Raw genomic sequence first — 13,169 nt, 5'->3', positions numbered from 1 at the left:
AAGTACGTAAGTAACGTGAAACTTTCATTCATGCGAGATAAAAATCACTATAGTAATTTTTATGTGAGCAATTCTCTACATATGACCATATATGTATTTGTAAATCATAGAGAAATAAGGATGATCTACTCCGCATTAACGGCAGTAAAGCCCCTACTTACAAATTCGGGTAGAGCAAAGAAGTGAAGTGGGCGAATCACTGCCCGTAAATGCCCGATTGATGAGGGCTGATTAAAGTTTCACTTTACAGCATTTTGTATATACAAATTCGAAAATAAGAAATGAGAATCCTGCTTTTAAATAAAAAAAAGCAACATTCTTATGGAATGCTGCACAAGGAGGGTAGCTATCTTTCATAGGGACATTGTCTCGTTGAATGCTTTGTGTATGGAAACAAAACAAGTTGAAAGACAATTATAAGAAAGTAGAAACAAAAGATTTACACATTTCTTTAAGGGATCTTACGAAAGATGAGAGATAAGAAATATGTAGAAACTCGTTTACATATTTTATTATAGAGATTCTTCATTAACACTATGTGAATTTTTGGTAAAGGTTATGTAATTTTAAAGTTAATGAATATAAGTAGTTGTATGGAAGAAAATAAAAAAGAGGCTGAGATTACTCAGCGCTCTTCTTTTCTTCTTTAATAACTGTTTTTACTTCACCAGTTTTGATCTTATTACTTTCAGAGAAGCGAAGTAAGTCACCTTCAATGATTTTATCAGACATGTTCAATTCATTTTGGGCACGATCAATTAGTGGCTGGGATTCTTCTTTCGGTAATTGTACAACTTCGCCAGTAGCACGGTCATAGAATGTACTGTTTGTGTACATGTATTTATCTGTAACGAAGCTACCGTCACGAAGAACAACGAATCCTTTATTATCAGGTGAGAATACATCATGACCGAATCGAACGTCATTTGTAGAATCTACACCAAGTAAGTTTAGAATAGTTGGTTTAATGTCAATTTCACCAGTTGGTTTCGAAATTGTTTTACCTTCTTTTTGACCTGGAACGTGAATAAACATCGGTGTTTTTTGTAAGTTCATATGGTCAAATGCAGTGATTTCTTCTTTTCCTAAGAACTGTGCCATTGCACGGTTATGGTTTTCAGAAATACCGTAGTGGTCACCGTAGAATACGATTACTGAGTTGTCGTAAATACCTTCTGCTTTTAGACGCTCAATAAAGTGTTTCATTGCTTCGTCTAAGTAACGAGCAGTTACCATGTAACGGTCAAATACTCCATCACCAGAATTGTATTCATCGATTAATTTTGTACTGTCATCGTAAGTGAATGGGTAATGATTCGTTAAAGTAAGGAAGCGAGTATAGAATGGTTGCTTCACTTGTTTTAGCATATCAATAGATTGATCGAAGTACTCGATATCTTTTAATCCCCAGTTTAATTTTGTTTCTGGCGTAATCTTGTAGTCAAGCTCGTTGTAGTAACGATCATAACCAAGTGCTGGATACATAATGTTACGGTTCCAGAATGTTGCGTTGTTTGCGTGGAATACCGACGTGTGATACCCTTGCTGACGTAAAATTTCTGGAGTTGCTGTATATTCATTGTTACCGTGTGTGAAGAATACAGCACCGCGGTCTAGTGGATATAACGAAGTATCTACTAGGAATTCAGCATCAGATGTTTTACCTTGACCAGTTTGATGGAAGAAGTTATCAAAGTAATAACTTTCTTTCGTAAATTGGTTTAAGAATGGTGTAACTTCTTGTCCATTAACTGTTGCACCAATTAAGAATGTTTGTAATGACTCAAGAGAGACAACAATTACGTTTTTCCCTTTTGCAGTACCGAACATATTTGGATCTGGTTTACTTTGTGTTGTTTTTACGTAGTTTTCTGTTTCTTGTAATTTACTACCGTCAGCGAACGCTTTTTGTGAACTTGATTTTGCTTGTAAGCCAAGATCGTATACTTGATGTACATATAATCCTAAGTTTTTAACAAGCATAACGCGGTCGAATGAACGTGTTAATAGTTCTGGGCGTTCAGCTTCTGCAAGTCCTAAGTTTGCGAAGAAAATAGCAACTGTTGATACGAAGTATAGAGAACGCATCGGGCGTGCTACACGCTCTGTAGGTGCAAAGTTCTTCATTTTCTTTAATAGAACGAAGAAAACGATAATGTCTGCAAATGCAAGAATAATTTTGTAGTTAAATAATTCTTTCACACTAGAACCTAAACTTCCGAAGTTAGATGTTTGTCCTAGCACCGGTAATGTAACGAAGTCATTGTAGAATCCGTAGAACATTACGTTACCAACAAGAACGATTGTTAAGACAAAATTAATTCCAAGTGCTATATAGTTACGTTTTTTCCCTTTTGCAAATAATGCAAGACCAACAAGCAGTAATGATGCTGCTAATGGGCTAAGGAATAAAATGAATTCTTGCATGAAAGATTCAAGTTTTAAATCAAAGCTTGTGCGTGTAATAAGGTAAGTTTTCAGCCATAAGGCTAAAGCTACGAATACAGTGAAACGCACATTTTGAAATTGTGATTTCAAGGTTTCTTTCATTCATTTCCACCCTTTCTCTATCAGGCTTGGTCGATTTTGGAGCGAAAAATGCTAAAATAAAAAATACATAGTTTTCTTGGCCATAATTAAAGGTTCTATATTCACCCATATACGACTATAACTATGCATACCCTTTTGGTTTCTTTTGTTGCTCATAAGCATAACGTCATTTCTGTATTATACAACAAAATTCATTTCTGAGAAACACTATAACATTTTACATTTTTTGTATAAGATTTGTCACTACCAGAGAAAACTTTAACATTCGTTTATATGTCCGTCAACTAGAAAATATAACAAAGGTAGAGCAGAATGTTAAGTGGAAGTGAAAATTTTCTTTGTTGAGAAATAAGAAATGAATATGGGTAAGGGTTATCTAGAAATCTATTATATGAAGGAAATAGTGTGAAAATTAACGAACACTTGTTCTTTTTTGGTTTGTTTGTTACAATAAAAGTTCATTGATAGGTTTTGTGTAATTTCCATGAACTTTTACTGATAACATATTGTAGCTTATTTCTTTTTAAAAATAGGGGGGCTTTTTACATGAAACAAAAATTTTCAGTTGAAGCGTTTTGGAAGAAAGTAAAACATGTTGCAAAGCAAGCAGGGCAATCGGTCATTTATGCAAGTTTATTACTGTTTTACGTTTTGCAAAGACCCGATGTTCCAAAACGAGTGAAAATTATTGTAATTGGAGCACTTGCTTATTTTATTGCACCGATTGATGCGATTCCAGATTTCATTGCTGGAATTGGCTATACGGATGATTTGGGGGCGTTAACGGCCGCACTAATACAGGTGTCGTTATACGTCAATGAAGATGTGAAAGATAAGGCACGAGTGAAGTTGGCAGAATGGTTTGGTTCGGATATAGACACAACATTTATCGATCAGAAATTAGGTCAATAGGTGAAACCTGTCATAAGGTGACAGGACGAACGTAAGCGAGGAAGTGCATTATGCCATCAGGAAGAACGCATACGAAAATAAACTTAATATCCCTTCCGGTTGTTTTGTTTTTGCTCTTTTCGTATGGATTAACAAATTTTGATTTTTTATTAACTTTTGCGATTGGTTTTTTAGTAGGTACTTCATTTTTAACACCAGATTTAGATACGTACAGTAATGCTTATAACAAATGGGGTTTCTTACGTATATTTTGGTATCCTTATAAGAAAGTAATGCCGCATCGATCTTTCTTTACACATACGATTATACTTGGTGATGTAATTCGTATTGCGTACATGTTAATCGTCTTTTCTCCATTTTTATTACTATTAAATGTAATCGCACTGGATGGTAATTTAATAGAAATTGCGAAGAAGCATGAGGTTGAAATTGTAACGTTCTTAATGGGAATTGTTGTGGCAAGTACGCTCCACATTATAGCGGATAAAGTGAATACGCGCCGAAAGAAAATGATGAGAAAAAAGAAGAAACGCAGAAGATAAAGTGAACGAATTAGGAAAAAGGGCCCCTTGCAAATTGCAAGGGGCCCTTTTTAAACAAACATTTGTTTAAAATTAAGCTTTCAGCACTTTAATTCCTTTTACAATGTTCCAGATGAAGTAGTATAAGCTGATGATTCCGCAAATAGCTAAGACAATCATTGATCCAATTCCAAGTGTTACATCTGGTTGATCAGATCCAAGGCCCATAATTCCTAGAATAGTTACGCCAATGAATGTAGCGATACTTGGAATGATGTGTGTCCATAGAGCACGTTTTGCATGTGGTTTTGTTTCAGCGTCTCCCACAATCCAAACGATAATAGGGAATAAGATAGGGGCAAATAGTACACTAAAGTATGATAACGCAGCTAATATTTTATTTCCGTTCATATATATCACCTCATGAATAATTTCTGTTGTTATACTATTATTATGCAATAATTTTGGCAAACTTCCTATCGATGAACATTACAAGAACGTGACGATTTTGTAAGATTTTCTGTTAAATAATAAAATTTTCAAAAAAATCTTTTTTAATAGAAATTGTTATGGTACAGTATAAATGAAAGTTGTTGAAAACGTTTTCTTAAACGTTTTTTTATTTTAGGCTTAAAGGTATGATGACCTGATAGTCTATTGATGAGGTTATTCTATTTAAAAGGGGATTCTTTAGGGGGAGAGAACAATGAACACATGGACACAAGTTTATGATCCATTCGGAAACATTTGGATTTCGGCAGCGGTCGCACTTATTCCGATTATCTTTTTTTTCTTAGCTTTAGCAGTTTTCCGCATGAAGGGGTATGTGGCAGGATTTATTACAGTTGTACTTACAGTTTTAGTAGCGTTATTCGCTTATAAAATGCCGTTCACGATGGCAATGGCAGCAACCGGGTACGGTTTTTTGTATGGGTTATGGCCAATTGCTTGGATTATCATTATGTCCGTATTTTTATATAAAATTTCTGTGAAAACAGGTCAATTTGATGTGATTCGTGCATCGGTATTATCGATTACGAACGATCATCGTCTACTCGTTATTTTAATTGGATTTTCATTTGGAGCATTTTTAGAAGGAGCGGCAGGATTTGGGGCACCAGTAGCGATTACAGCAGCGCTTCTTGCGGGTCTTGGGTTAAATCCTTTATACGCAGCAGGTCTTTGTTTGATTGCAAATACTGCACCAGTGGCGTTCGGAGCGATGGGAATTCCGATTACAGTTGCTGGACAAGTAACAGGTATTGATCCACATAAAATTGGACAAATGGCTGGGCATCAATTACCGTTCCTATCATTATTTGTTCCATTCTTTATCGTATTTTTAATGGATGGATTTAAAGGTATAAGACAAACGTGGCCTGCGTTACTTGTAGCGGGTAGTTCATTTGCGATTACGCAGTTCATTACAGCGACATTTTTAGGGCCGGAACTTCCGGATATTACATCGGCACTTGTAAGTTTAATTAGTTTATCGCTGTTCTTAAAAGTTTGGCAGCCGAAAGAAATTTATCAATCTGGGCAAGCAAATAGTGAAGTAGCAGTAACAACGACAGCGGCATCGATGCCGAAATTAACGTTTGGAAAAGTAGTGAAAGCATGGTCTCCATTTATCGTATTAACGGTTATGGTAGTCATTTGGAGCCAAAGTTTCTTTAAGGCATTATTCGCTCCAGGAGGGGCTTTAGAAAGTCTTGTATTTAAGTTTGAAATTCCAGGTCTGCATAATCTAGTAATGAAAGCAGAGCCAATTGTAAATAAACCAACGCCTTACGAGGCAATTTTGAAGTTTGATGTATTATCGGCAACTGGAACAGCGATTTTAATTGCTTGTATCATTTCCATGTTTATTTTGAAAATGAATGTAAAAGATGCAGTAGTGACATTTAAAGAAACGTTAAGCGAATTAAAAATGCCAATTCTATCTATCGGATTCGTACTAGGGTTTGCATTTATCGCAAACTATTCTGGTCTATCTTCTACGTTAGCGTTAGCATTGGCCGGAACTGGCGGACTATTTCCGTTCTTCTCACCATTCTTAGGCTGGATTGGCGTATTCCTAACAGGGTCTGATACGTCTGCGAATGCACTGTTCTCAAATTTACAAGCCATTACAGCGCAGCAAGTCGGCGTATCTGAAGTGCTTCTCGTTGCAGCAAATACAACAGGCGGTGTAACAGGTAAAATGATTTCCCCACAGTCGATTGCGATCGCTTGTGCGGCGGTTGGTCTTGCCGGAAAAGAATCAGATTTGTTCCGTTTCACAGTGAAGCATAGTTTGTTCTTCGTAATTATTGTTGGTATTATGACGTATGTGCAGGCGTATTATTTAACGTGGATGATTCCGTAAATAGCAAAAGAAATAAACTTTTCATTTTTCAGATTATCGTGTATGATGGGAAAGTATTGAAAATTAAATCAGTGATAAACTAGGGGTGCCTAACGTATGCGTAGGCTGAGAGAGAAGCGCGTGAACTTCTTAACCCTTTGGACCTGATCTGGCTCGTACCAGCGTAGGGAAGTTAACGGCTTTACATAATGATGTCTTTATGAGCCAGGTCCTTATTTTTTTATGGACCTGGCTCTTTTTATTTTGGCATGCGCTGGCCATATCTCGTCCTTGTCACGAACAGGGGGGCAACAAAATTTATGAAACAATCTGTTTCAGCTGAGCAAATTGAATTGAAATCGAGTTTACCAGGGAGTAAGAAAGTATATGTGGATGGACCACGAGAAGGTATGAAAGTGCCGATGCGTGAGATTGAACAAAGCGAAACGAATGGTGTCCCAAATCCACCAATCCGTGTGTATGATACGAGCGGTCCTTATACAGATCCTGCGTATAAGGTCGAGTTGGAAAAAGGAATTCCAACGCCGCGCCACTCTTGGATTATGGGGCGTGGTGATGTAGAAGCATACGAAGGGCGTGAAATGAAACCAGAGGATGACGGTGTGAAAGTAGCTTCGAAGCATACACCTGTTTTCCCGCAAATGGATCGCCAGCCACTTAGAGCAAAGCAAGGTGCAAATGTTACGCAAATGCACTATGCACGTAATGGCATTATTACGTCTGAGATGGAATACGTTGCGATTCGTGAAGGGGTAGAGCCGGAGTTTGTTCGTAAGGAAATCGCAGAAGGCCGCGCTATTTTACCAGCGAATATTAATCATCCAGAAGCTGAACCGATGATCATCGGGCGTAATTTCCATGTGAAGGTAAACGCCAATATCGGAAACTCAGCTGTATCTTCTTCGATTGCAGAAGAAGTAGAGAAGATGACGTGGGCAACGCGCTGGGGTGCAGATACGATTATGGATTTATCTACAGGTAAAAATATTCATACGACGCGTGAGTGGATTATTCGTAACGCGCCTGTACCAGTTGGAACTGTACCGATCTATCAAGCGCTGGAAAAAGTAAACGGAATTGCAGAAGATTTAACGTGGGAAGTATATCGTGATACGTTAATTGAGCAGGCGGAGCAAGGTGTTGATTACTTTACGATTCACGCGGGTGTATTGCTTCGTTACATTCCAATCACGGCAAAGCGTACGACAGGTATCGTTTCGCGCGGTGGTTCGATTATGGCGCAGTGGTGTTTATTCCATCATAAAGAAAACTTCCTATATACTCACTTTGAAGAGATTTGTGAAATTATGAAGCAGTACGATGTTTCGTTCTCTCTTGGAGATGGATTACGCCCAGGGTCTATTGCAGATGCCAATGACGAAGCACAGTTTTCTGAGCTTGAAACACTTGGTGAATTAACAAAAATTGCTTGGAAACATGATGTGCAAGTTATGATTGAAGGACCTGGACACGTACCGATGCACTTAATTAAAGAGAATATGGAGAAAGAGCTTGATATTTGTCAGGGCGCGCCGTTTTACACACTTGGGCCGCTAACGACAGATATTGCACCAGGTTACGACCATATTACATCTGCAATTGGAGCTGCGATGATTGGCTGGTTTGGAACAGCGATGCTTTGTTATGTAACGCCGAAAGAACATTTAGGTTTGCCAAACAAAGATGATGTACGCACGGGTGTTATTACGTACAAAATTGCAGCGCATGCGGCTGATCTTGCGAAAGGACATAAAACGGCTCATCAGCGTGATGATGCACTTTCAAAAGCACGCTTCGAATTCCGTTGGCGCGATCAATTTAATTTATCTTTAGATCCTGAACGTGCGATGGAATATCATGATGAAACGTTGCCTGCAGAAGGGGCAAAGACAGCTCACTTCTGTTCAATGTGTGGACCGAAGTTTTGTAGTATGAGAATTTCACATGATATTCGTGAGTATGCAAAAGAAAATGATTTAGAAACGACAGAAGCAATTGAAAAAGGAATGAAAGAGAAAGCAGAAGAATTTAAAGAAGCTGGTAGTCATTTATATCAATAACATGTTACACCTCTTTACTTAATTGATCACACTGTAGTACCTAACTTTATTATAGAAGAAGCCCCATTTGCTAAGACGGTAGCAAATGGGGCTTCTGTTGTTTATAAGGCGAAGAAGAGATGTACCCAGTAGAATAAGAGGAATAGTGTGACGACTGTTGTGAGCGGGATAACGATAAGGGATACACTTAAATAGTCTTTCCATTTTACTTTAATTTTGTTTTGTTTCAGAATATACATCCAAATGAGTGAAGCTAGCGTACCAATTGGTAGTAATAGTGAACCGATGTCACTACCAATGATGTTTGCAAGATAGATAGTTTTTAATGTGACTGGATCTAGTCCCATTTCTGTTAATGTGATTGTACCAATCATAAGGGCAGGATGGTTATTGAAGACGTTAGAGAGGATGGATACAAGTCCGCCCATTGCAAAGCTAGCATAGAGTAGATGCTGATTCACAACTGGCTCGAGCCATTGTACAAGTGCAGCTGTTAATCCTGCGTTGTGTAGTCCGTAAATAATGACGTACATAGAGAAGGCGAAAATTAAAATGTGCCACGGTGTCTTTTTCAAAATGTCGACAGGATTTGTTCGTAAGTAGTACCATCTCCAAATGAGAAGAACGAGTGAACCAAGTACTGCAACGATTTCAATTGGGATGGATAAGAAGGATGCAACGAATAGAAGACAGCGCATCAGGAAGACGAAACCTAATACTTTTAACATGAATCTTGTCCGTTTTTGTTTCGTATCGACAGAATTATTTCCTTTTAGTGGATGGAAGTTTTTCGTGAAGAAAATTTCTTCAATATCATATGAAGAAACAGGTAATTTTTTCGGAAGTTTTTTCTTCAAAACTGTATACATGAGCCATGACATAAATAATAAGCCTAATGTTGCAGGTACAAACATCATAGCGGTATGCATATAAAGAGTCATATGGACGATGTTTAATGCGATTAAATTTACGATATTACTTACACCAATTGGTGCACTAGATGCTGTAGCGATTAAAGCACCACTTAATAAATAAGGAATTTGTTGATGTGGTTTTAATTGAAGGTTTTTTAGAAGAAGAATTAAAATGGGAGTTGTAATTAAAATACTACCGTCGTTATTAAATAAAAGAGTCATAAGAAAACATAATAATTGAATATACCAGTATAGACGGCGTCCAGAACCTTTCGCTAGATTTGCCAGTTTCGCTGCGGACCAATGGAAGAAGCCGAAGCTTTCTAATATAACTGCCATAACAATAGTTGCTAATATTGTTATGGAAGCACCGCCAATTTTACTTATAATATCCATGATGTCTGGTTTTGATACAAGTCCAGTAATTATGATGATACCAGCTCCGATTGCTGCTGGCCATGCCTCATTTAAGCCGCGAGGTCGCCAAAAGATAACGATCATCGTTAAGAAAAATACAATAATAGTAATCCATATTTCAATGCTCATATTTTGCCTACCTTTCTATTTTCCCTTGAACAGATGTAGCTTGTCTCAAGTTTATATTGGTAGTATATTCAGCAAAAAATAAGAAGAACTAGACGTATAACGAGATGAACCGAATATGTGTTTTTCATGCTAAAGGACAAGTGTCACGAATAGTGAAATAACTATTATGAGAGGAGTCTATAAATTATTGGGCAGTAAGATAGTAAATGAAATTTATATGGGCGATTATTGAGATATATTGGCGCAAGTTAAAATATATCAGCGATTATTGAGATATATCGGCGCAACTCAAAATATATCAGCGATTATTGAAATATATCGGCGCAACTCAAAATATATCAGCGATTTTTAAAATATATCGACTTATCGACAAAACACGACAAAAGGAGCCCATCCCAAAATGCCTTTTGGAACAGACTCCAATGCTATATTATTTTTCCTTCAAAAAAGTACGATCCTTCAAGAATAAGTTCCAGAAGAAAATAAATCCTGGTAATAAAATTGCAATCCCAATTGCGTATAGAATGAGCAGTGCATAGAACGTTTCTTTCGTTGTAAAGCTTGTAAATACAGTTACGTCAGGATAAATAATATACGGTAAATGCGCGACCCCGTAAGCATAGCTTGCAAATGCATATTGAGCGACGACAGCTAAAACGGCAATGCGAGGGTATCCTAGTGTATTGTACTTTTTGTTTGTCCACCAAAGGGACGAGTATCCGATAACGAATAAAACAATAGAAACTGTAAACCACGGGAATTGCTTTATTAATCCTTGCATAACCCAATGTGTTTCTGGATCCATTACAACGAGGGCAATAATTGCCGTAACGAGCGTTGCAGGACCAAGGATGATAGCATTTCTTCTATAAATTCTATACGTATCTTCTGAACTTTGTTCTCTCGAAAAATCAGCAAGAAAGAGAGAGGAGAGAAATAGTTCAGAAGTTAGTCCGAAGAGCATATAACAGTAGATAACTGGGCTAGAAAGAAGTTTTCCATATAGGAGTACTTCCTTTCCTTCAGACATTGTAATATAGGCTCCCTCTGTAACGGGTAAAACGGTAATTAATAGTGCTGGAATTAATAGACCAGTAATACCTGAAATAACCCGAAGAAGGTATTGGTATTTTGGCAAGGAGTAAGCAAATACCATAAATGTACTACGTACTGCAATGAGCACTAAAATTAACATAACTGGTACGAACATTACTGTCGCAAGAGTAAAGGCCGCTTTCGGAAAGAAGCCGAGAAATGCGACAACGACGAAAACGAGAAACGTATTTGTTACTTCCCAAGTTGGTGATAAGTACCGATTCGCAAGTTTAGCAGCGAGCGTCGGATGTTTTGCGTATACCATGCCCCAAAAACCAGCGCCAAAATCAATGGACCCTAGTATACTGTATACGAAAATAAGGGCCCATAAGATGATGATTGCAATACTTTCCTCATACATGAGAATCGCCTCCTTGGTGTTGTAAATCATTCTTTAATGGATGTCTTCTAAAGAATGTCCGTAGAACAATGACTGTTAAAATAGCGAGTCCAATATACAAAATGATGAACAAAACAAATAAAGGACCGACGAAATCAGCGCGTGTAGATGCATCGACGGTACGTTGCATACCATAAATTGTCCATGGTTGACGACCGCTACAACTGAAAATCCATCCGAATTCAATACCGAGCATCATAATTGGTCCGCATGCGGCAGCCCCCCAAAGTAGCCACTTCGGTAGTTCTGTTCCCTTTTTTCGGTACACGAAATACCAATATAAGAGTGCAATTGTTGCAACAGCAAAGGTAAACGCAGCAGTTCCTACCATTAAGTTGAATAGTGTATGTGTATAAAATGGTGGCCATGTTTCTTGTGGGAATTCGTTTAGTCCTTTTACGACAGTGCTAGGGTCTAGTCCCACTAATAAGCTAAGCATGTTTGGAATTTCAAGTGCATAGTTTAGTTCAAGTGTATTAGGATCCACAACTCCGCCAATGGATAGCGGTGCGTGTGATGTCGTTTCAAATAAAGCTTCAGCAGATGCAAGTTTTTCAGGTGAGTGTTTATGTAAGGCAATCGCTGATTCATGTCCTGAAAGCCACATCGTAGCGCCTGTAATAAATGTAACGACAAGCCCTAATAGCAGCCCTTTTTTATGATAAGCAATTTCACGTGTACTTAAATTTTTCTTCAATAATTTAAATCCAGCAATAGAAGCAATGACAGCCGCACCGGTTGCATAAGCCGTAATAACGACATGAAATGCACTTGTGCCAAAACTTGGATTAAAGAAAGCTTTCCACGGATCAACGTTAAAAACAGATCCATCTGGATTCATTGAAAAGCCTGCTGGTGTATTCATCCATGTATTTGCTGATGTAATAAGCACGGCGGATGCCGTGGCACCAAGCATGACGAAAAATAGCGAGATTAATCTCATAAATGGAGGAAGTTTATCAGCTGCATATACGTAAATCGACATGAATAAAGCCTCCAAAAAGAAGGCGAAAATCTCAATTTGGAAGGGAACAGAAATAACTTGCCCAACAATTTTGGCGAAACCAGGCCAAAGAAGTGAGATTTGCACACCAACAATTGTTCCAGTTGGAATTGCTACACCGAGAAGAATAGCAAACGCCTTTGTCCATCTTTTCGCCATAATGGCATAGTCGGAGTCTTTCTTCCAGTGATAGAGTATTTCGCTTATAAAAATCATCAATGAAAGTCCGACGCCAAGTGTTGCAAAAATAATGTGGAATGCTAATGAAGAACCAAAAAATGCTCTTGCTAATGTTACCGTATCCATATGTAAACTCCTCTTCTTTTTTGCCATTATTTTCTGATTGAATTGGAAGATTTATTCAAAAAAACTACCAAAAATATATATGTATTTAAAAAGTGAATATGATAATATAATGTTGTAATATTTTGAATAGAAAGAAATAAATAGTTTCTCATGTTTTGTTTGTTTTTTTTACAGGAATCTTTTATAATCTTTTATGCGAACATAAGTTCTGTTTTTTCGAAAAGAAGAAATTTATGTGAAATGGAGAGGGTGTTTTATGTATCCTGAAGTCATTAAAAAGATGGCATTTTCAAAAGAGCATAGAGATTTATTATTGAAGCTATATAATAAAGAGATTACACGTCGTGAATATGATCGGCTTGTACAATCGCTATATAAACCTTCTAAAGAGGTTTACGAGGGATAGAAATGGGGGAGACAATCTAGTGGATTGTCTTTTTTAAATTTATGTATGTTCTGATAAAATTAAGGTTAGCCTTACTAGGGAGGTGAAA

10 protein-coding genes and 1 riboswitch are annotated in these 13,169 nt (G+C 37.5%); of the genes, 5 read left to right on the top strand and 5 right to left on the bottom strand.

All coding sequences use genetic code 11. The annotated features are described in order from the left end of the window. Nucleotides 1-621: 621 nt before the first annotated feature. Complete coding sequence (locus GBN78_RS09900; RefSeq protein ID WP_000665358.1) at nucleotides 622-2,550, bottom strand: LTA synthase family protein; 1,929 nt, start codon at nucleotides 2,548-2,550, stop codon at nucleotides 622-624. A gap of 546 nt (nucleotides 2,551-3,096) precedes the next feature. On the opposite strand from GBN78_RS09900, the gene GBN78_RS09890 reads away from it, so the two are divergent. After that, nucleotides 3,097-3,462, top strand: a complete 366-nt coding sequence (locus tag GBN78_RS09890; protein ID WP_000810369.1) for a YkvA family protein — start codon at nucleotides 3,097-3,099, stop codon at nucleotides 3,460-3,462. A gap of 50 nt (nucleotides 3,463-3,512) precedes the next feature. Continuing rightward, nucleotides 3,513-4,004 (top strand): metal-binding protein, encoded by a 492-nt coding sequence (locus GBN78_RS09885; RefSeq protein WP_001139060.1) that lies wholly within the window; start codon nucleotides 3,513-3,515, stop codon nucleotides 4,002-4,004. Between the two features lie 72 nt (nucleotides 4,005-4,076). Here the strand turns inward: GBN78_RS09885 and GBN78_RS09880 are convergent, their stop codons facing one another. Beyond that, nucleotides 4,077-4,394, bottom strand: coding sequence for a magnetosome magnetite crystal formation protein family (locus GBN78_RS09880; RefSeq protein ID WP_001014099.1), 318 nt, complete (start codon nucleotides 4,392-4,394; stop codon nucleotides 4,077-4,079). 295 nt (nucleotides 4,395-4,689) lie between these two features. Between GBN78_RS09880 and lldP the strand changes: the two genes are divergently transcribed. Further along, entirely contained in the window at nucleotides 4,690-6,351 is a 1,662-nt protein-coding gene (lldP, locus tag GBN78_RS09875) for an L-lactate permease (RefSeq protein WP_070184474.1), read from the top strand. Between the two features lie 71 nt (nucleotides 6,352-6,422). Further along, nucleotides 6,423-6,538: riboswitch (TPP riboswitch) on the top strand. Nucleotides 6,539-6,650: 112 nt separating this feature from the next. Beyond that, nucleotides 6,651-8,411 (top strand): phosphomethylpyrimidine synthase ThiC, encoded by a 1,761-nt coding sequence (gene thiC / locus GBN78_RS09870; RefSeq protein WP_000814476.1) that lies wholly within the window; start codon nucleotides 6,651-6,653, stop codon nucleotides 8,409-8,411. A 101-nt stretch (nucleotides 8,412-8,512) separates the two neighbouring features. Here the strand turns inward: thiC and GBN78_RS09865 are convergent, their stop codons facing one another. The 3 genes from GBN78_RS09865 to cydA form a co-directional block, all read right to left on the bottom strand. Beyond that, a complete protein-coding gene (locus tag GBN78_RS09865) occupies nucleotides 8,513-9,871 on the bottom strand; it encodes an arsenic transporter (RefSeq protein WP_000021120.1) in 1,359 nt (452 codons plus the stop codon). 430 nt (nucleotides 9,872-10,301) lie between these two features. Continuing rightward, nucleotides 10,302-11,327 carry a cytochrome d ubiquinol oxidase subunit II gene (locus GBN78_RS09860; protein ID WP_000272788.1) on the bottom strand — a complete coding sequence of 342 codons (1,026 nt, stop codon included), beginning with the start codon at nucleotides 11,325-11,327 and terminating at the stop codon, nucleotides 10,302-10,304. Next, a complete protein-coding gene (gene cydA, locus GBN78_RS09855) occupies nucleotides 11,320-12,675 on the bottom strand; it encodes a cytochrome ubiquinol oxidase subunit I (protein WP_000381987.1) in 1,356 nt (451 codons plus the stop codon). Before cydA ends, GBN78_RS09860 begins: the two co-directional genes overlap by 8 nt. 256 nt (nucleotides 12,676-12,931) lie before the next feature. Between cydA and GBN78_RS30150 the strand changes: the two genes are divergently transcribed. Further along, entirely contained in the window at nucleotides 12,932-13,081 is a 150-nt protein-coding gene (locus tag GBN78_RS30150; RefSeq protein ID WP_000283181.1) for a hypothetical protein, read from the top strand. Nucleotides 13,082-13,169 lie beyond the last annotated feature (88 nt).

It is taken from the genome of Bacillus sp. B2-WWTP-C-10-Post-4 (genome assembly GCF_009183805.1).
Lineage (GTDB): Bacteria > Bacillota > Bacilli > Bacillales > Bacillaceae_G > Bacillus_A > Bacillus_A cereus.
The sequence above is the reverse complement of the archived record's forward strand: the minus strand, read 5'-3'. Positions and strand labels throughout refer to the sequence as shown.